The organism is Mannheimia sp. ZY171111 (assembly GCF_017750945.1).
In the GTDB taxonomy this organism is placed as follows: domain Bacteria; phylum Pseudomonadota; class Gammaproteobacteria; order Enterobacterales; family Pasteurellaceae; genus Mannheimia; species Mannheimia pernigra.
In genome coordinates this window covers 1731391-1751038 of the sequence record NZ_CP046532.1, presented here as the reverse complement: position 1 = coordinate 1751038, position 19648 = coordinate 1731391, and the positions used below count along the sequence as shown (strand labels likewise).

At 39.7% G+C, this 19648-nt stretch carries 17 protein-coding genes; 6 read left to right on the top strand and 11 right to left on the bottom strand.

Annotation, left to right across the window (positions count from 1 at the left end):
• Positions 1-91 precede the first annotated feature (91 nt).
• Positions 92-2113, top strand: coding sequence for a transketolase (gene tkt, locus GM698_RS08330; RefSeq protein ID WP_256437778.1), 2022 nt, complete (start codon positions 92-94; stop codon positions 2111-2113).
• 111 nt (positions 2114-2224) lie between these two features.
• On the opposite strand, the gene GM698_RS08325 is transcribed toward tkt, so the two are convergent.
• Positions 2225-3292, bottom strand: coding sequence for a PhoH family protein (locus GM698_RS08325; RefSeq protein WP_209289259.1), 1068 nt, complete (start codon positions 3290-3292; stop codon positions 2225-2227).
• A 14-nt stretch (positions 3293-3306) separates the two neighbouring features.
• Positions 3307-4032 (bottom strand): fatty acid metabolism transcriptional regulator FadR, encoded by a 726-nt coding sequence (gene fadR / locus GM698_RS08320; protein ID WP_176808795.1) that lies wholly within the window; start codon positions 4030-4032, stop codon positions 3307-3309.
• A 133-nt stretch (positions 4033-4165) separates the two neighbouring features.
• On the opposite strand from fadR, the gene nhaB reads away from it, so the two are divergent.
• The 3 genes from nhaB to metC all read left to right on the top strand — a co-directional run bounded on the left by nhaB (position 4166) and on the right by metC (position 7579).
• A complete protein-coding gene (gene nhaB, locus GM698_RS08315; RefSeq protein WP_209289258.1) occupies positions 4166-5707 on the top strand; it encodes a sodium/proton antiporter NhaB in 1542 nt (513 codons plus the stop codon).
• A 66-nt stretch (positions 5708-5773) separates the two neighbouring features.
• Positions 5774-6313: a disulfide bond formation protein DsbB gene (dsbB, locus tag GM698_RS08310; protein ID WP_176812722.1), complete on the top strand. Its 540-nt coding sequence runs from the start codon at positions 5774-5776 to the stop codon at positions 6311-6313.
• 75 nt (positions 6314-6388) lie between these two features.
• Positions 6389-7579 (top strand): cystathionine beta-lyase, encoded by a 1191-nt coding sequence (gene metC, locus GM698_RS08305; protein WP_209289257.1) that lies wholly within the window; start codon positions 6389-6391, stop codon positions 7577-7579.
• Positions 7580-7623: 44 nt separating this feature from the next.
• Here the strand turns inward: metC and pyrE are convergent, their stop codons facing one another.
• Both pyrE and GM698_RS08295 read right to left on the bottom strand, forming a co-directional pair.
• A complete protein-coding gene (gene pyrE, locus GM698_RS08300; protein ID WP_209289256.1) occupies positions 7624-8265 on the bottom strand; it encodes an orotate phosphoribosyltransferase in 642 nt (213 codons plus the stop codon).
• 53 nt (positions 8266-8318) lie between these two features.
• Positions 8319-9161, bottom strand: coding sequence for a 23S rRNA (adenine(2030)-N(6))-methyltransferase RlmJ (locus GM698_RS08295; protein WP_159630738.1), 843 nt, complete (start codon positions 9159-9161; stop codon positions 8319-8321).
• A gap of 64 nt (positions 9162-9225) precedes the next feature.
• On the opposite strand from GM698_RS08295, the gene ampD reads away from it, so the two are divergent.
• Positions 9226-9777 (top strand): 1,6-anhydro-N-acetylmuramyl-L-alanine amidase AmpD, encoded by a 552-nt coding sequence (ampD, locus tag GM698_RS08290; protein ID WP_176808800.1) that lies wholly within the window; start codon positions 9226-9228, stop codon positions 9775-9777.
• 1 nt (position 9778) lies between these two features.
• On the opposite strand, the gene rluA is transcribed toward ampD, so the two are convergent.
• The 4 genes from rluA to GM698_RS08270 form a co-directional block, all read right to left on the bottom strand.
• Positions 9779-10447 (bottom strand): bifunctional tRNA pseudouridine(32) synthase/23S rRNA pseudouridine(746) synthase RluA, encoded by a 669-nt coding sequence (gene rluA / locus GM698_RS08285; RefSeq protein WP_176808801.1) that lies wholly within the window; start codon positions 10445-10447, stop codon positions 9779-9781.
• Positions 10448-10451: 4 nt separating this feature from the next.
• A complete protein-coding gene (gene rapA / locus GM698_RS08280) occupies positions 10452-13364 on the bottom strand; it encodes an RNA polymerase-associated protein RapA (protein ID WP_209289255.1) in 2913 nt (970 codons plus the stop codon).
• A gap of 158 nt (positions 13365-13522) precedes the next feature.
• The gene (locus GM698_RS08275; RefSeq protein ID WP_159630746.1) at positions 13523-13888 is read right to left on the bottom strand and encodes a hypothetical protein; all 366 of its coding nucleotides are present in this window, start codon (positions 13886-13888) and stop codon (positions 13523-13525) included.
• 87 nt (positions 13889-13975) lie between these two features.
• A complete protein-coding gene (locus tag GM698_RS08270) occupies positions 13976-15307 on the bottom strand; it encodes an anti-phage deoxyguanosine triphosphatase (protein WP_209289254.1) in 1332 nt (443 codons plus the stop codon).
• A gap of 84 nt (positions 15308-15391) precedes the next feature.
• On the opposite strand from GM698_RS08270, the gene rlmD reads away from it, so the two are divergent.
• Complete coding sequence (gene rlmD, locus GM698_RS08265) at positions 15392-16714, top strand: 23S rRNA (uracil(1939)-C(5))-methyltransferase RlmD (protein ID WP_209289253.1); 1323 nt, start codon at positions 15392-15394, stop codon at positions 16712-16714.
• Here the strand turns inward: rlmD and GM698_RS08260 are convergent.
• The 3 genes from GM698_RS08260 to menC are packed head-to-tail and all read right to left on the bottom strand — an operon-like array spanning position 16711 to position 19599.
• Complete coding sequence (locus GM698_RS08260) at positions 16711-17895, bottom strand: Bcr/CflA family multidrug efflux MFS transporter (RefSeq protein ID WP_209289252.1); 1185 nt, start codon at positions 17893-17895, stop codon at positions 16711-16713. The two genes, rlmD and GM698_RS08260, sit on opposite strands and share 4 nt — an antisense overlap.
• Positions 17895-18587 carry a 16S rRNA pseudouridine(516) synthase RsuA gene (gene rsuA, locus GM698_RS08255; RefSeq protein WP_209289251.1) on the bottom strand — a complete coding sequence of 231 codons (693 nt, stop codon included), beginning with the start codon at positions 18585-18587 and terminating at the stop codon, positions 17895-17897. Before rsuA ends, GM698_RS08260 begins: the two co-directional genes overlap by 1 nt.
• A gap of 55 nt (positions 18588-18642) precedes the next feature.
• Positions 18643-19599 carry an o-succinylbenzoate synthase gene (gene menC, locus GM698_RS08250; protein ID WP_209289250.1) on the bottom strand — a complete coding sequence of 319 codons (957 nt, stop codon included), beginning with the start codon at positions 19597-19599 and terminating at the stop codon, positions 18643-18645.
• Positions 19600-19648 lie beyond the last annotated feature (49 nt).

Below are 19648 nucleotides of genomic sequence, written 5' to 3'. Positions count from 1 at the left end.
TATTTTAAATATGATATTTTTGAATTTTTCATAAAAAATAGTGTAGAATCCAAATCTACACCCTTTCATATATAACTCATATAACATCTCAATTAGGAGTAACACAATGGCAGAACGTAAAGTGCTTGCGAATGCAATTCGTTTTTTAAGTATGGATGCTGTGCAAAAAGCTAACTCAGGTCACCCAGGTGCACCAATGGGTATGGCGGATATTGCAGAAGTTTTATGGCGTGATTTTTTAAAACATAATCCAACCAATCCTAAATGGGCAGATCGCGACCGCTTCGTTCTGTCAAATGGTCACGGTTCAATGTTAATTTATAGCTTGCTTCATTTAACAGGCTATGATCTTTCTATTGAAGATTTAAAACAGTTCCGCCAACTACATTCTAAAACACCAGGTCACCCTGAATATGGTTATGCACCAGGTGTTGAAACTACTACGGGTCCTTTAGGTCAAGGTATTACCAATGCGGTAGGTATGGCAATTGCGGAAAAAACGCTTGCTGCACAGTTTAACCGCGAAGGTCATAATATTGTCGATCACTACACCTACGCATTCTTAGGCGATGGTTGTTTAATGGAAGGGATCTCTCACGAAGCTTGTTCATTAGCAGGCACCTTAGGTTTAGGTAAATTAATTGCATTCTATGATGACAACAATATTTCTATTGATGGTCACGTTGATGGTTGGTTTACTGATGATACAGCTCAGCGCTTTGAGTCTTACGGCTGGCAAGTCATTCGTAACGTTGATGGTCATAACGCTGAACAAATCAAATTTGCGATTGAAAATGCAAAAGCAGAAACAGAACGCCCAACCCTAATCATCTGTAAAACAATTATCGGCTATGGTTCACCAAATAAATCAGCGTCTCACGATTGCCACGGAGCACCATTAGGCGATGCTGAAATTGCAGCCGCTCGTGAATTCTTAGGTTGGGAACACGCTCCATTTGAAATTCCAGCAGAAATCTATTCAGAGTGGGATGCAAAAGCAAAAGGCACTCTAGCAGAGAAAGACTGGAATGCAAAATTTGCTGCTTACGAATCTGCATATCCAGAATTGGCAGCAGAATTTAAACGTCGCTACGCAGGCGAATTACCTGCAAATTGGGAAGCAGAAAGCAAAGCGTTTATTGAAAAACTACAGGCAAATCCAGCGAACATTGCAAGCCGTAAAGCATCTCAAAATGCTATCGAAGCATACGCACCAACGTTACCTGAATTCCTAGGTGGTTCAGCAGACCTTGCAAGCTCTAACTTAACATTATGGTCTGGCTCAAAACCAATCCGTGCGGAACACAATGTAGATGGTAACTATATCAACTACGGTGTACGTGAGTTTGGTATGTCAGCAATTATGAACGGCATTGCCTTACACGGCGGATTTATTCCTTACGGTGCAACATTTTTAATGTTCTATGAATACGCTCACAACGCAGTGCGTATGGCCTCATTAATGAAACAACGTGTCTTATTCGTTTACACTCATGACTCAATCGGTTTAGGAGAAGATGGTCCAACACACCAGCCTGTAGAACAAACAGCATCACTACGTCAAATTCCAAACTTAGAAACGTGGAGACCAGCAGACCAAGTAGAATCAGCGATTGCTTGGAAAGCAGCGGTGGAGCGTAAAGATGGTCCAACAGCATTAATCTTTACACGTCAAAACCTTGCTCAACAAGAACGTACAACTGAGCAACTAGCGAATGCAGCTCGTGGTGGTTATATTTTGCGTGATTGCTGTGAAAAAGGCACTTGCCCAGATTTAATCTTAATTGCAACAGGTTCTGAAGTGGACTTAGCAATGAAAGCCGCTGATGTATTAGCCAGCGAAGGTGTAAAAGTTCGCGTCGTATCAATGCCAAGCACTAATGTATTTGATAAACAAGACGAAGCATATCGCGAATCTGTACTACCACGTTCAGTAACTAAGCGTGTAGCAATTGAAGCTCAATTAGCAGATTTCTGGTATAAATACGTTGGTTTTGAAGGGCGTATTGTAGGTATGAATAGCTTTGGTGAATCAGCGCCTGCAGATCAATTATTCAAACTATTCGGCTTTACCGTTGAAAACGTAGTTGCAAAGGCGAGAGAGATTTTATAATCCAGAGATAAAAATAAAAGCGGGAATTGAATTCCCGCTTTTTTGTTATTTGAAAGATTAAGCAAGCGGTCATATTTGCAAAAAAATTTGTAAATATGACCGCTTGACTTATCATATTTGGGCTTGTGCTAAGATTTTTTCTTGCTCAAGTGCTAATTTTTCAAGTTTGTGCTGCTCTCTGCGTTCTTCATCAATCGCTTCCCAAACATCATAAGCTTGAACAATCTTAGCCACGACTGGATGGCGAACAATGTCTTTGCTATCAAAGAAATTAAAGCTCAGTTCTGGTACCTCTTTTAGCACTTCCATTGCGTGTTTTAAACCCGATCTTTGGCTACGAGGCAAATCAACTTGCGTAACATCGCCTGTAATCACCGCTTTGGAATTAAAACCAATTCGAGTTAAAAACATTTTCATCTGCTCTGTGGTCGTGTTTTGGCTTTCATCTAGAATAATAAAGGCATCGTTTAGCGTTCGTCCACGCATATATGCCAGAGGTGCAATTTCAATTACTCCACGCTCCATTAATTTTTGGGCTTTTTCAAAACCAAGCATTTCAAAAAGAGCATCATATAAAGGACGTAAATAAGGTTCAATTTTCTGTCCTAAATCACCAGGCAAAAAGCCTAACTTTTCCCCCGCTTCAACCGCTGGACGAGTGAGCAAAATTCGGCGAATTTCTTGGCGTTCAAGCGATTCGACTGCAGCCGCCACGGCTAAAAATGTTTTCCCCGTACCCGCAGGACCAATACCAAAACTAATGTCATAGCTTAAAATATTGCGGAGATAGGCTTGTTGATGTTCGCCTCGCGGTTTAATCACGCCACGTTTGGTTTTAATCGCAATTTCACCTTGTGCACTTGCTTGCCACTGGTTTTGTAATAACATTCGGCTTTCTTGAATCGCTAAATGAACATCGTCTAAATCTAACTCTTTAATTTTGCCTTTAATTGGTGCAGTTTCGTTGTAGAGTTGTTTGATTAGCTTAACGCTATTTTGAATCAGACTTGCACAATAGCGGTTTTCATCTACCGATTGAATAGTAAAGTTGAATCCTTGACGAGAAATAACCAAGTTAAAACTTTTCTCAATTAAGGCTAAATGTCCATCAAATGCACCGCAAAGTGATTGCAAACGTGCATTATCTTGAGGCTCTAAACTAAAAATAATTTCGTTCAACGTGTTACCTTCTATTAAAGTTCACCTAAAGTTTCGTGAACATTTACGGATAATTTTTTCCAAATTTCGCCACTAGATTGGCGGTTTTTTGCCATACAAATACTCGCTTTTTGGCTATCTCCCGTAAGACAAGCAGCCAATAGCGAGCGGTAAAAATTTAAGGTTAATTGGCGATTACTCGAATCATTAAAAAAAATTTTAGCGACTTGATGATACATAGATTTAAAACTATTTAAAATCAAAGCATAAACAGGTTTTTTCGCTAAAAAAGTAAACTGTCTGAACAATTTATAATCAAACTCCGCATACGCAGTTGCCGTATTTTCTAGATTCTCTAATCCGTCAAATAATTTTACACACTCTTGTGGTGAAAACTTAACAGCTTCAGGAATATAGGCTTCTGCCATACGAGTGCGTAATGAAACTACATTTGAAATGACAACAGGCAGATAATTTTTATCCAGCTTAATAATAGTACTGATTATATTTGGACCAGCAGTTTCCCAAATATTATTTACTCTTGTTGGCTTGCCATGTTGAATATGTAACCATCCGTCACGAGCTAAGCGTTGTAAAACTTCTCGTAATGTTGTTCTTGTTACCCCAATTCGTTCTGCTAGTTCTCTTTCAGCAGGAAGATCAGAATCTGCTGGAAAATGATTATTCCAAATACTTTTTACAAGATATTCTTCTGCTAAAGCTGCTGGGCTTTGGGCTTTTAAAATGCTAGTGTTTTCCATTAGCTCCTCAATATGTTTCAACACAGTTTTTATTTATGATCAATTATTGTAAATAAAAATTCAGTTGTCCCTATTATCCTTTAATCTAAACTAGATTACAATTGCAATATTATTTTCAAAGCTTGAGGTTATTATGAGTCATTTTGATGTTTTTTTTAAAAGTTTCTTAGGGAAAAGCCCTGAATGGTACAAACTCTGTATTATTGCATTTTTAATTATTAATCCTCTCGTTTATTTCTTTATTAGCCCTTTTGCAGCTGGCTGGTTTCTTGTTGCTGAATTTATTTTTACTCTTGCAATGGCATTAAAATGTTATCCTTTACAACCAGGTGGATTACTTACAATTGAGGCGGTTATTATTGGTATGACTAGCCCTACACATATTAAACATGAAATTATTGCGAATTTTGATGTTATTTTACTTCTCATGTTTATGGTCGCTGGCATTTATTTTATGAAGCAACTGCTACTTTATATTTTTACTAAACTGCTGGTTGTTATCCGCTCTAAAAATACACTCTCACTGGCATTCTGTTTAAGTGCGGCATTCTTATCTGCTTTCCTTGATGCCCTAACTGTAATTGCTGTTATCATCAGCGTAGGAACAGGTTTCTATGGGGTATATCATAAAGTTGCTTCAGGTAATAGTTTTGATGACTCAACCGATATTACCAATGATGAGAAAATTCTAATTCACAAAGAGATTTTAGAACAATTTCGTGGTTTTTTAAGAAGCCTGTTAATGCACGCTGGTGTCGGTTCTGCGTTAGGCGGTGTTATGACCATGGTGGGTGAGCCACAAAACTTAATTATTGCATCACAAGCAGAGTGGGGATTTACAGAATTTTTATTACGCGTTTTACCTGTTAGCTTACCTGTATTACTTTGTGGTATTGCCACCTGTTTTATTGTTGAAAAATTCAAATTATTCGGTTACGGCGATAAACTACCTCGTAAAGTATGGATTGTACTTGCTCGTTACAATCAACTAAAAGAGCGAAAAATGACTAAGCAAGATAAACTAAAAATGCTTGTACAAGCTATTGCTGGTATTTGGTTAATTATTGGCTTAGCATTACACCTTGCCGATGTAGGCATTATTGGTTTAACGATCATTATTATTTGTACTGCATTCTGTGGTATTACCGATGAACACGCGTTAGGTAAATCATTTCAGGAGTCAATGCCTTTTACTGCATTGCTGACAGTGTTCTTCTCAATCGTTGCTGTTATTATTGATTTAAAATTATTCGAACCGATTATTTCATTTGTATTATCTGCAGAGCCACACGATCAACTGTCCTTATTCTATATTTTCAACGGATTACTCTCAATGGTTTCAGATAATGTATTCGTGGGTACCGTTTATATTAACGAGGCTAAAACAGCATTAAATGCTGGGATTGTAGAACGAGCACAATTTGATTTACTTGCAGTTGCCATTAATACAGGCACAAATCTTCCTTCTGTTGCAACACCAAACGGGCAAGCCGCTTTCTTGTTTTTATTAACCTCTTCTTTTGCGCCGTTAATTAGGCTATCTTATGGCAAAATGGTGTATATGGCTCTACCTTATACTATCGTTCTTTCTATTGTTGGCTTCTTGTCATTGGAATTCTTACTGCCCGCTATGACAGAACTGATGATAGATTGGGGATTGTTTGCCACACGTTAATCTAATATAGATAAGCCATACCAAATAAGGTAGAATGAAAAAACTTCATAAATATAAGGAATCATTATGCTCCATTATTTTAAAAATCTGTCACTCTCTCGTGGTGCGTGGTTTTTTCTGGTATTAAGCTGTATTATGCTAGAAGGTGTCGCTCTATACTTTCAACACGTAATGGGTTTAGTGCCTTGTGTAATGTGTATTTATGAGCGAATAGCTTTATTGGGTATTTTATTTGCAAGTATTTTAGGTCTTTTTGGCAATCGCTATGCAATTCTTCGCTGGCTAGCAATTCTGATATGGCTTATCAGTGCGTTTAAAGGTCTAATGTTATCACTTAAGCATCAAGATTATCAGATTAATCCATCACCTTGGAATCAATGCGAGTTTAAGGTAGATTTTCCACAAACCTTACCCCTTGATAAATGGTTACCTGAGTTCTTTTCACCTGGTTCGGTGAATTGTAGCGAAAACCAATGGGAAATGTTTGGTTTTTCAATGGCACAATGGCTTATTTTTATGTTTGCGGTTTACCTCGTTTTTGCGGTGATTACTTTAATGAGTCAATTTAAACACAACCGACAAAAAAATAGTTTTATTTTCCGTTAAGGCGGATTGCAAGCGGTAAGATTTTGCAAAAAATTTGTAAAATCTTACCGCTTGTTTATTTATTAGGAGAAAAGAATGTCTAACTATAAAAATCTATCCACTAAACTTGTTCATACAGGCCGCCAAAAACGTTACACACAAGGTGCTGTTAATTCGGTTATTCAGCGTGCCTCATCCTTAGTTTTTGAAACATTAGAAGAAAAAAAACACGCCACCCAAAATCGCTATAAAGGTGCTTTATTTTATGGACGACGTGGCACACTTACCCATTTTTCACTACAAGAAGCGATGTGTGAATTAGAAGGCGGTGCGGGGTGTTATCTCTACCCCTGCGGAGCGGCAGCGGTAACAAATGCTATTTTAGCGTTTGTGGAACAAGGCGATCACGTTTTAATGACAGGTGCCGCTTATGAGCCAACGCAAGATTTCTGTAATGTCGTATTAAAACGTATGGGCGTTTCAACTACGTATTACGATCCGATGATTGGAGAAAGTCTGAAAGCACTTCTTCAACCTAATACTAAAGTGCTTTTTTTAGAGTCGCCAAGCTCACTTACAATGGAAGTACCCGATATTCCAACATTGGTAAGAGTAGCACGTGAAGTGAATCCTAACATCGTGATTATGATAGATAACACCTGGTCTGCTGGCGTGCTATTTCCAGCTCTGCAATATGGCATTGATATTTCCATTCAAGCTGGCACAAAATACTTAGTCGGACATTCTGATGTAATGATTGGTACCGCTGTTTCTAACCAACGCTGCTGGGACAGATTACGTGAAGGCTCTTATCTAATGGGACAAATGGTTGATGCCGACTCTGCCTATACTACTGCTCGTGGTTTACGCACTTTAAGTCTTCGCCTAACACAGCACGAAAAAAGCAGTATTAAAATCGCAAACTGGCTGGCACAACGCCCTGAAGTAAAAGCCGTTTATCACCCTGCTCTTGCTAGCTGCCCAGGTAATGCGTTTTTCAAACGTGATTTTTTAGGTGCAAGCGGTCTATTTTCTTTTGAACTTTACGAAAAACTCACGCAAGAAAAATTAGCGAATTTCTTAGAACATTTTGAATTATTTTCTATGGCATACTCTTGGGGTGGTTTTGAATCGCTGATTCTTGCCAACCAGCCAGAAGAGATTGCAAGCATTCGTCCTAATATTAGCCGCAACCTCACTGGCACATTAATTCGCATTCACGTTGGATTAGAGGCGGTAGAAGATTTAATTGCCGATTTAACACAAGGGTTTGAACGAATCAAGTAACTTATTTTCAATTTTGTCAAAAACGTGGTTAATGGTGTGTGTTTTTACACACCATATTTTTTACGATATTCTCTCATTTTGGATAAATAAGGCACGTATTGTTCCGATGTTTCGATAAATGCGATTAAATCATCAAAATCCACAATGGAGAAAACTTGGCAACCATAATCACGCTCAACCTCTTGGATTGCTGAAAGCTCACCTTTGCCTTTTTCTTTACGGTTTAAGGCAATGAATACGCCAGCTAACTCTGCGTGATTAGCATTGATAATTTCCATTGATTCACGAATTGCTGTGCCAGCGGTAATCACATCATCAACTAATAAAATATTGCCCTTTAACGATGAGCCGATTAAATTACCGCCTTCGCCGTGCTCTTTGGTTTCTTTGCGATTAAAACAGCAAGGTTTATCCACGTCAAACTTGTTAGCAAGAGCTACCGCAACGGTGGTGGCAATTGGAATGCCTTTATAAGCGGGTCCAAATAGCACATCATACTCAATTTCTGAGGCCTGGATTGCTTGAGCATAATATTCGCCTAATTTGGCTAAATCTCGCCCAGTATTAAATAAGCCAGCGTTAAAAAAATAGGGGCTTATTCTGCCTGATTTCAGAGCAAATTCACCAAACTTCAGCACATTACGGCTTAAGGCAAATTCAATAAAGTCGTGTTTGTATGGTTGCATTTTGCTTTCCTTCTCTACAAGCGGTCATTTTTTCTCAATATTTTGCAAATTGCTTATTCAGGTGTAATCCATTCTACTGTCCAAGAGCCGGTTCCTTCTGGTACAAGCACTTTAGTTAAGTACGGGAGAATTTTTTTCATCTGAGCTTCCAGTTGCCAAGGTGGGTTGATCACAATCATTCCACTGGCGGTCATACCTCGCTGGTCGCTATCGGGGCGAACGGCTAATTCAATTTGCAGAATCTTACGAATGCCTGTATCAATTAAACCACGCACAATGCGTTTAGTATGTTGGCGAAGCACAACAGGATACCAAATCGCATATACGCCCGTAGCAAAACGTTTGTAACCTTCTTCAATCGCTTTTACTACCAATTCATAATCTTCTTTTAGTTCGTATGGTGGGTCAATAAGCACAAAGCCTCTACGTTCTTTTGGAGGTAATGCAGATTTTAATTGCTGGAAACCATTCTCACGCTTAGTTTGCACATTTTTCACTTTCGCAAATTCTTGACGTAATAGCGGGAAATCATTTGGGTGGAGTTCTGTTAAAATTGCGCTGTCTTGTTCACGTAACTGTTGCACCGCTAAAAGTGGTGAACCCGCGTAATATTTGAGTTTTCCGCTACGGTTAATTTTTTTCAGAGCATCAATGTAGATAGCCACGTCTTCAGGTAAATCATCACGCTCCCATAAGCGTGCAACGCCCTCTAAATATTCACCTGTTTTTTCTGATTCAAAACTCAGCAAACTGTAACGCCCAACGCCTGAGTGAGTATCAATGTATAAAAAGCCTTTTTCCTTCTCTTTTAATGAACGTAAAATCAAAAGTTGAACGATATGTTTTAACACATCTGCGTGGTTGCCAGCGTGGAAACTGTGGCGATAACTGAGCATAATTTTCTCTTTTCTTGTAAAATATAGTTAGACGTAATTTTACCGTATTTACCCTATTTAAACTATGCAAAAATTGAAAATTCAGAACGGCTGTTTAGTTCATCAAAAACAAGTACCCTCGCCTTATTTTAGCCCTCGCCCCAACGAAAACGACATTTCACTGTTAGTCATTCACTATATCAGCCTTCCACCCGAACAGTTTGGGGGTAATTTTATCGATCTCTTTTTTCAGGGAAAACTGGATCCTACTCTACACCCTTATTTTGAAGAGATTAAAGATCTACGTGTTTCTGCCCACTGCCTGATTAATCGCAAAGGCGAAATTACTCAATATGTCAATTTCAATGATATGGCGTGGCACGCAGGCGTTTCTTGTTTTGAGGGGCGAGATAAATGTAATGAATATGCGATTGGCATTGAGCTTGAGGGCAGTAATAATCAGCCATTTACCAATGCACAATATCAATCTTTAGCTAAACTCACGCAAGCTATTCAACAAAGCTATCCACAAATTACGGATGAAAGAATAACAGGGCATAGTCATATTGCCCCGGGGCGAAAAATCGATCCAGGGCAATATTTTGATTGGGCATATTACAGAAGCCTCTTGAAATAGTTTAAAATTCAGGCTTAGCAGTAAAGGTCATTTGCTCCCCTGTAATAGGGTGAGTAATAGTTAATGATTCTGCGTGTAAACATAAACGAGGCGATAAACTTTTCGCCAGCGGATTGGCATAAAATTTATCGCCAATAATCGGATGCCCTAATGCGAGACTGTGTACTCTTAACTGGTGCGAACGACCTGTAATGGGCGTGAGTTTCACTCTCGTGGTATTATTTTGATTATGAGCCAACACTTCGTAATGCGTAATTGCTTTCTTTCCCCGTTCATAACAAATTTTCTGACGAGGGCGATTTTCCCAATCACAAATCAGCGGAAAACTCATTTCCCCTATATCGCCAACTTTCTCACCTAATTTTCCCCAAAGTAACGCAATATAGTGCTTTTTCGGCTCACGTTCACGAAATTGGCGTTTTAGCTCTTTTTCCGCTGTTTTGCTCAGGGCGAATAAAAGAATACCGCTTGTCGCCATATCAAGGCGATGAGCTGGTTCGGTAAAGCCATATTTTTTCTGCACTCGGGTCATCGCACTGTCATAATATTCAGGTTGGCTACCTGGCACAGAAAGCAAACCACTTGGTTTATTAATCACTAAAATGTAATTATCCCGATAAACCTCATCTAAAAAAGGCTCTAGCGGTGGGTTGTATTCAATTAACGCCATTTTTTTACTCTTTATTACTTACAATCACACGCAAGCAATCCAAGCGGTAATTCGCCAGTGCTATTTGTACTAATGTGTCATTTAATTGCTGCTCTAATGCCTCAACTTCATCAGATCGAATGTTTTTATTCACCATTTTAAGCGATTCCAAGCGGTGTAATTCTGCTTTTAATTTGTAATTTGCTTCAAATTTAGCCGTTTCAATCACCGTTTTAACTTGAGGAATCACCGCTTTTTCGCTCGCTTTAATCAATTTTTCAATATCTGCTCGAGCCATTTTCGCAATTTTATTTGCCATCTGTTTATTTACAGGCTTTAACTGACGCTCAAGTCCTGCAAACGGCACTTGTGGGGCAATATTGTTGCCTTTATTATCCACTAAAATCCGAATGGGTGTGGGTGGCAAGAAACGAGCTAAATTCAAACCTTTTGGTGCTTGAGTTTCCACAATATAAATTGCCTCAAGCAGCAAGGTGCCTGCGGGTAATTTATTATTCATCAGCAATGAAATAGCTGATTTTCCAATATCGCCTGAGGTAATTAAATCAATACCATTTCGGATCATAGGGTGATCCCAAGTCAGAAATTCTACCTCTTCACGCATTAAAGCTAATTCACGGTCAAAGGTAATTGTTGTTCCCTCTTCCGATAAACCTGGAAAATCAGGCACTAGCATATACCCTGTTGGCGTAATCACAATGCTCTGCTCGCCTAAATCTTCCTGCTCAACACCAATCACATCAAATAACTGTAAAGCAAAATTCACTAAATGAGGATTATTATCTTCCTTCATAATGTCATTGGCGAGCTGCTCCGCAACTTCTCCACCATTAGAGTTGAGTTCTAATAATCTATCTCGCCCTTTTTCTAATTCTGTTTTTAATTGTTGTTGGCGTTTACGGGTTTTCGCCAAAAAGTCGTTAAATTGTTCTAAAAGTTGCGGATTTTTCAGGAAATGTTGCAGTGCTTCATTCAACTCACGGAAAATAGCGGTTCCCATCGGGCAAGTTTCTTCAAAGGCATTTAAACCTTGATGATACCATTGTGCCAACATCTGTTGAGCCGATAAATTAAAACAAGGCACATAAATTTGGATATCATTTTTCTGCCCAATACGGTCTAAGCGTCCAATGCTCTGCTCCAATAAATCAGGGCTATCTGGTAAATTAAACAACACTAAATCTTTAGCGAATTGGAAGTTTCGTCCTTCTGAACCAATACTTGAGCTAATCAGAACTTGTGCCCCTTCCTCTTGTTGCGCAAAATAAGCAGCCGCTTTATCACGCTCTACAATCGACATTTTTTCGTGGAAAACGGCAGAGCGAATCGCCTCACGCTCACGCAGCACTTGCTCTAAAGCAATTGCGGTCTCGGCTTGTTTACAAATCACCAACACCTTTTCTTCTCGATGATTTTTCAAAAAAGTTATCAGCCATTCAATGCGAGGATCAAATTCCGTCCACTTCGCATTTGGGTTCATTCGCTGAAATAAATACTCTGGATAAAGTAAATCAGTTTGGCTCACGCTACCCATCATTCCCATCACTTTTAAAGCATTTTGGTATTGCTTCGGCATTTCCAAACTAATTTGATGGTATTCACGATGAGGGAAGCCTTTCACCGCCTGACGAGTATTTCTAAATAGCACTCGGCTAGTGCCGTGTCTGTCTATCAGCTCACGAATTAGCTCTTGTCGTGCCTGCAAGCGGTCATTTTCGTCCGATTTTTTGCTATTGATCGCACGAAACATTGGCTCAGTATCTTGCTCGCTTAACAGTTCCGCAATGGTATTTTGTTCCTCATTGGTTAAAGGCTTATCGCTTAGTAATGTAGAAACTGCATCCGCAACGGGCTGATATTGCATTTGCTCCACCACAAAACGATGGTAATCATAAAAGCGATCTGAATCTAATAATGCTAAGCGGGCAAAATGGCTCTCTTGTCCTAACTGCTCAGGCGTTGCAGTTAAAAGGAGTACTGATGGAATTTGTTTCGCCAACTGCTCAACAAATTGATAGCCTACCGATGCTTGTGCCTCCGACCATTCCAGATGGTGTGCTTCATCAACAATCAGTAGATCCCAGTTTGCCTCAAGCACTTGCTTTGCTCGTTGAGGGGCTGTTTCTAACCAGTTCAGTGAGGTAATCACTAAAGATTCACTCTCAAATGGATTCTCGTTTGTGTGATCGTGGTTTTCGTCTTGCTGATCAAAATCTCCACAGCGTTCTTCATCAAATAAAGAGAATTTCAAATTAAAACGACGCAGCATTTCAACTAACCATTGATGTTGTAAACTTTCTGGCACCAGCACTAAAACACGCTCAGCTCTGCCACTAAAAAGTTGTTGCTGTAATATCATTCCCGCTTCAATTGTTTTTCCTAAACCCACTTCATCCGCAAGCAAAACACGGGGCGATAAACGCTGCCCCACTTCTTTAGCAATATGTAATTGATGAGGGATAAGACTTGCACGAACACCTCGTAAGCCTCTTAACGGAGATTGATATTGTGCCTGTTGGTGTTCTAACGCTCGAAAACGTAACGCGAAACGATCACTGCGATCAATTTGTGCTGAGAAAAGCTTATCTTGCGGTTTGCTAAAGCTAATTTTGTGATCGAGCAACATCTCGGGCAAAACAACATCTTCGTTATTATCTAGCCGTTTTCCTAAATAAATAGCAACGCCTTGATTTTCAACAACCTCTGTGACATCAAGCTGCCAACCGTCAAGGCTGCTAATTCTATCGCCTGCTTGAAATCGTACACGAGCTAAAGGTGCGGCTGAAATCGCATATAATCGCTCTTCTTCTGCTGCGGGAAAGTGAATAGTCACCGTGCGATGATCCACCGCTTTCACAATCCCTAAACCTAAATTATTTTCCGATTCACTTAGCCAACGCTGACCGACTAAAAACATACTTTCCTCTAAAAATTAGTTCATTCTTTTTATAAAGTCACATTTTAACAAATTCTCTCCTTAGTCTGCTTTAATATTTTTGCAAAAAAGCTTAACAAAAAGACCGCTTGTGCGGTTAAAACACACAAGCGGTCTTTTTTTAAATTAGATCCTACAAATTATTTATTGTCTAAATCTAATTCTGCTTTATATTCAATGTGATCTTTGCCTTCTAATTCAATATCAACATCTAATTCTTGTTTATTACGCTTAAATTTTAAATCTGCATCTTTATCTTTGATTTCTGATTTAACTAAATCAAAGCCTTTGCTTTTAGCATGTTCAATTGCTTTTTCTGCTAAACCACGCACATCTGTCCCTTTAACGTGATATTCCACTTCAAATTCGTTCTTACCTTGAAGCTCTGATTTAATCAGCTCACCCTGTGGCTGATAAATTTCTTCAGGAACAGCGACAGCTTGAGCAAATGCAGTTGCAGAAGCGAAAGTGGTTAGAACTAATAATGCTTTACTTACTTTTTTCATAAGAATCTCCTATTCCCTTGTGTTAAAAGTTGAATTATTTATCAACTTAATATTGTGACAGAGCACCTTTTACTTAGTTCATTTAATTTATAAAAAACTTTTAAAAAGTTTAAATGCCTGCCTATCTGACATACTAGCTAAGTAATCGCAAATCACTCTCGCTCGTTTATTTTCTTCTGTACTCTGTTGCCAACGCTCACGCACATTGTTCGGTAATAATCGTATTGGATCACTACTTAAAATATCAAAAAGCTCCATTAAAATACGCTGCCCCTTTCGCTCAACTCGCTGGGTTTTCACATCACAAATCACATACTGATACACAAAATCTTTCAAAATTTTCAGCACGCAATCCACATTATCAGGCAAGTAGGCGTTGTAACGTAGCAACGGCTCATCAAATTCAGGGAGTTCTTTCCAACGCACGTTGGTAATAAAGTGATTGACTAAAGCCCCTATTGCATCTTTACGTTCATAACGGTGCTGCGAAAATAATTTTTGGCTTATATCGGGCAAGCGTTCTTTTATCCAATCCGAACTACATTCAGATAATAATTTTTCAGCATATTGCCAAGATTGTAGCGTCACCATTCCGCCTACTATCGCATCTTCTAAATCGTGAACACCATAGGCAATATCATCTGCCAGCTCCATAATACTGCAATCCAACGATTTATAGCGGGTTTTATTTGGTTTTTTGGGATCTTCATTTTGTTCCACTGAACAAAATTGGCATCGGTCTTTTTCATTGAGTGGGGCTAATACCCAATCAAAAAAATGTTTGTCATCATCAAAAATCCCTTTGCTTTGTGGAAAATAATGCAAATTGATATGACGAGCTTCTTCTATTTCTACAAGTTCAACAGGAGAGCTTTTGGATAACAATGATGGATATTTCATCACGCCAAGCAATGTTCGGCGAGTCAAATTCATACCTGCATTTTCGGTGTAAGGCTCAAGTTGAGTCATAATGCGGAAAGATTGTGCATTCCCTTCAAAACCACCCAATTCACGCATTTTGTAATTTAATGCCATCTCGCCGCCGTGCCCGAAAGGTGGATGCCCGAGATCGTGAGCAAAGCAGAGTGATTCAATCAAGCTACGAGAAGGCAATAAAGCGGTTAAATTTTCTTCATTTTTTGCAAATTTTTGATCAGAACAAACCGCTTGAAAGCCTGCTTTATCATCTAATAATTTCTCACGCAAACTACTGCCTATCTGAGCCACCTCAAGAGAGTGAGTCAAACGAGTACGATAAAAATCGTCCTCGCCCACTGCGTGAATTTGCGTTTTCGCCTGTAAACAACGAAATGCTTCAGAATGCAACAATCTTGCTCTATCTCGCTGAAAAGGCGAGCGGTGATCCTGCTCTCGCTTTTGGTCTGCCAAATAACGTTCTGTCCAAACGTCTGAAATCATACTGCCTCCGTTTTCCACGACCTACTTTTCTTATATAATACCGTTATTTTCACTCTTTATATCACAACAATTCGCATCAAAACAATGGCTATTTTTTATTCCGATAAATCTGCAAAAAAATCACAGAAAACGACCGCTTACCAAACTGCACAAATTCAAGCTTTAGACTATCAAGGCTTAGGCATTGCTAAAATTAATGGCAAAACGTGGTTTATTGAAAATACCTTACCTGGCGAGCAAGTCGAATTTAAAGTGCTGGAGGAAAAACGCCAGTATGGGCGAGGGCAAGCGGTGAAATTTTTCAAAAAATCGGCAGATCGTAGAACGCCAAGCTGTGAGCTTTATAACAAATGCGGAGGCTGCCAAATGCAGCATATTTCCCTTAATTTGCAACGAGAGGCTAAACAAAACGCTTTGGTTCAACGCTTGCAGAAATTGCAAGTCAACAAGATTCATTTTCAGCCGATGATTGTAGGTAAGGATAAAGGCTATCGCCGCCGCACAAAGCTCAGTATTGCTATTCAAAATGGAAAAACCGTAATGGGTTTTCGCTTGCAAAATTCTCATCAAATCATACCGCTTGCACATTGCGAAGTATTGGTTGAGCCGCTTTCCAATCTCTTACCTAAACTGCAATGCCTTGTAGCAGGCTGGCAAAACAAGAAAAAACTCGGACATATTGAATTGGTGCAAGCAGATAACACTACCGCCCTATTTTTACGCCATTTAGGGCAATTATCGGCACAAGATCGTGACATTTTTCTTCAGTTTGCCAAACAGAATGCCCTTTCTGCTTTTTTGATGTATCAAGAAAATCACATTGACCATCTTTATGGCGAATTGCCTTATTATGAAATTCAAGGCTTAAAATTGCATTTTTCGGTTCGAGATTTTATTCAAGTCAATACCGAGCTGAATACAAAAATGGTGGAGAAAGCCCTCGAATGGCTTGAGCTTTCCGATGATGATCGTGTGTTAGATCTATTTTGTGGAATGGGCAATTTTACGCTTCCAATCGCCCAACGTGTAAAATCGGTTGTTGGCGTGGAAGGCGTTGAGCCGATGGTGGAACAAGCTCGTGCGAATGCAATTGCAAGCGGTCTAAAAAACGTAGAATTTTACCAAACCAACCTAGATGAACCCTTTGCTGATAAACCCTGGGCGAAAGAGTCTTTTAATAAAGTCCTGCTCGACCCGGCTCGCAACGGGGCATTGTTCTGCTTAGATCACCTTGTCGCCCTCAACCCCGAGCGAATTGTTTATGTATCTTGCAACCCTGCCACACTCGTGCGAGATGCAGAAAAACTGCTGCAATGTGGCTACCGCTTAGAAAAAGTGGCGATGATTGATATGTTCCCCCACACAGGGCATTTAGAATCCATTTCGTTGTTTTTAAAAGATAATTAGAGACTTTTATAACAAAGAAAATAATAAACCGCCCCTGCGGTAATCGTACACAACGCCATTGTATAAAGCATCGGGGCTGCACTGATAATTGTGATATGCGATAACCCTGCCCCCACCAACGAAGCAATACCAAAACGAGCCGTGCCGGCAACACCATTTGCTGTGCCTGCCATTTGGGGGTAACGGTCTAAAATCGCAGCTGAGGCATTGCTGCCAATAGTGGAAAGCATTCCGATATAAAATGGCACGCCTAATGCCATTGCCCAGAAACCCAGCTCAAATATCGCCGTCAAAGCAAGCCAAATACCACTTAATACTTGTAATGCTAAGGCAATTTGCAACATTCTTTCCGAGCCGACTTTGACCACCATTTTGGTGTTGATAGTAGTCATTATTACCATCACGACCATATTCAAACCAAAGAAATAGCCAAAATATTCCTGAGAAATGCCATAAATACCAATATAAACAATTGAGCCTGATGTAAGAAAACAAAAAATACCCGCAAAGGTTAAACCACCAATCAGCACATAACCCAAAGTGGATTTATGCAATAAAAGTTCAGAGAAGTTTTTCAGACTTTTACCAAAACTCAACGGTAAACGTTTTTCTTTTGGTAGCGTTTCAGGGATTTTCCAACTGATTAATACCACACAAAGCAATCCCATTGTCATCAATACATAAAAAATTGAATGCCAATGGAAATATTTCGCCATATAACCACCTATAATCGGCGCAAGTAACGGCGCGAGCATAGAAATAATCATAATGATAGACATTAAACGGGCAAATAGATTTTTCTCAAATAAGTCTCGCACCAATGCGCCAAGCACCACCGCAGGCGCAGCAGCACATAAGCCTTGAATCAACCTTAGCAAATAGAAAATGTTGATATTTTCCACTTGGGTAAGACAATAAGCGGCAATCGACGAGCCGATTAGCCCAATTAGAATAATCATCTTTCGACCAAAACTGTCTGCTATAGGCCCCCAAAAGAGCTGACCAAAACCAAAACCGAATGCATATACCGCCAAAGTGATTTGCACTTTTTCTTGCGAAATGGCTAAATCTTTGGCTATGTCTAAAAATGAGGGCAAGTACATATCAATCGCTAGCGGCGGTAGCATTCCCATCATTCCTAAAATGAGAAAAAAACTCACACTTGGTTTTTTACTTTCCATTAAAATCGCTCTATCTCGTCTATTGTAAGTGGACGAAATTCGCCTTCTCCCAAATCATCATCTAAAACAATATCGCCAATTCGCCAACGGTGTAATGCTTCGACTTTATTACCAAGTGCAGCGAACATTCGTTTGACTTGATGATAACGCCCTTCACTAATGGTTAAATTCACATTGTAATCGTCTAAAATTTCAAGTTTCGCCGGCAAAGTTGGCTCTTTTTCGCCACGTAATAAAATGCCCTCGGCTAATTTTTCGGCATAAAAATCTTCCACTGGATCGGCGAGGGTAACTAAATAGGTTTTCTCACAATGATGTTTTGGCGAAGTAATGCGGTGTGACCATTTTCCGTCATCGGTTAATAGCACAAGCCCTGTCGTATCAACATCTAGCCTACCTGCGGTGTGCAATTTGGTCATTAGCGGATAATCGAAAAATTGGAACACGGTTGGATATTCGCCATCATCGTGCGAGCAAATATAGCCTTGTGGTTTATTGAGCATAAAATACTGCCAAGCCTCCACCCACTCTAGTTTCTGATCTTCGTAATAAATGTCATCTTCTTGGCTGATTTTTGCCGCACCGCTTTTTTCAATGTTGCCATTTACGGTAACGATGCCACTTTTGAGTGCTTTCGCTGCTTGTGAGCGAGTTAAACCTGTATTTTCTGCAATAAATTTATCTAAACGCATAGTTTCTCTTGATGAGTAAATTTCTTGATTTTTCTGACCGCTTGTAGATTGGACATTATAGCACTACTTCACGCACAAATTCGCTCTCTAATTCAACCAAAGGCAAGCTAGAACCTTGCCACGCTCGCAATAATTGATGTTGCATTAAATTGAGCGTATCCAATCCTGGAAGGCTGTTTGGCGTATATTGGTAAGCAATGCGAGCTAATTGTGTTAAGCCTAAACTGCTCTCAAGGCTTGAGCTAATAACCGCCTTTAATCCTAACGAATGGGCTTGCTCAATCAGTTTTACACATTTTGGCAACGAGCCTGTTAGCGTGGGTTTGATGATAATAGCGGTCAGATTTTGCTCTTTTTTTACTACAAAATTCGGCTCTCGAACGGTTTCGTCCCACGCAATCACTATGCCTGTTTGCTGGGCAAATTGACGGGAAAGCTCAGGCGAATGGCACGGCTCTTCGATAAATTGAATGCGCGGTTTGTTGGCACTTGCAATTTTTTCGGCAAATTTGACCGCTTGTGGTAAGCTCCATTGGCGATTGGCATCGAGCCTAAACTGTAAAGTAGGGAAAGTGGAGAGCAGCCAATTCGCCTGTTCGCCTTCTTTTTCAGGCATTACGCCAATTTTTAATTTGCCGACGCTATTTATTGGCGTAAATTTTGTTAAATCGCCATAGCACAAGGTTGCGGATTGATAATTGCCCTGCTTGCCTAATTCGCCACTCAATTCCGCCAACGCACAACTTAGCCCAAAAGCAACCGAGGGAAAAAGTGCATCAAGCGAATTCTCCTCGCCATTTTGCCAGGCTTTTAACCAATTTTTAGCTTGGCTTTCAGCTTGTGATAAGCTCTCTTCACTAAAAGTAGGTAAAGGTGCAATTTCACCCCAGCCAACTTGTTCTTGCTCTTGCAAAAAAACGACTAACCCAGCACGTTCGTGTAGCTTTTTTTTTCGTAATACCACGCCTGTTTGAATGGGCAACTGGTAACGATATAAATTCGCCTTTCTCATAAGCTTCCTTAAAATTGGTAAATTTTTACGATTATTCTACCGCTTGTTT

Bases quoted from the DNA above. Each gene is read 5' to 3' on its own strand.
- fadR (WP_176808795.1), bottom strand. From the start codon at position 4,032: ATGGAAAACACTAGCATTTTAAAAGCCCAAAGCCCAGCAGCTTTAGCA.
- nhaB (WP_209289258.1), top strand. From the start codon at position 4,166: ATGAGTCATTTTGATGTTTTTTTTAAAAGTTTCTTAGGGAAAAGCCCT.
- dsbB (WP_176812722.1), top strand. From the start codon at position 5,774: ATGCTCCATTATTTTAAAAATCTGTCACTCTCTCGTGGTGCGTGGTTT.
- metC (WP_209289257.1), top strand. From the start codon at position 6,389: ATGTCTAACTATAAAAATCTATCCACTAAACTTGTTCATACAGGCCGC.
- pyrE (WP_209289256.1), bottom strand. From the start codon at position 8,265: ATGCAACCATACAAACACGACTTTATTGAATTTGCCTTAAGCCGTAAT.
- GM698_RS08295 (WP_159630738.1), bottom strand. From the start codon at position 9,161: ATGCTCAGTTATCGCCACAGTTTCCACGCTGGCAACCACGCAGATGTG.
- ampD (WP_176808800.1), top strand. From the start codon at position 9,226: ATGCAAAAATTGAAAATTCAGAACGGCTGTTTAGTTCATCAAAAACAA.
- rluA (WP_176808801.1), bottom strand. From the start codon at position 10,447: ATGGCGTTAATTGAATACAACCCACCGCTAGAGCCTTTTTTAGATGAG.
- rapA (WP_209289255.1), bottom strand. From the start codon at position 13,364: ATGTTTTTAGTCGGTCAGCGTTGGCTAAGTGAATCGGAAAATAATTTA.
- GM698_RS08275 (WP_159630746.1), bottom strand. From the start codon at position 13,888: ATGAAAAAAGTAAGTAAAGCATTATTAGTTCTAACCACTTTCGCTTCT.
- GM698_RS08270 (WP_209289254.1), bottom strand. From the start codon at position 15,307: ATGATTTCAGACGTTTGGACAGAACGTTATTTGGCAGACCAAAAGCGA.
- rlmD (WP_209289253.1), top strand. From the start codon at position 15,392: ATGGCTATTTTTTATTCCGATAAATCTGCAAAAAAATCACAGAAAACG.
- GM698_RS08260 (WP_209289252.1), bottom strand. From the start codon at position 17,895: ATGGAAAGTAAAAAACCAAGTGTGAGTTTTTTTCTCATTTTAGGAATG.
- rsuA (WP_209289251.1), bottom strand. From the start codon at position 18,587: ATGCGTTTAGATAAATTTATTGCAGAAAATACAGGTTTAACTCGCTCA.
- menC (WP_209289250.1), bottom strand. From the start codon at position 19,599: ATGAGAAAGGCGAATTTATATCGTTACCAGTTGCCCATTCAAACAGGC.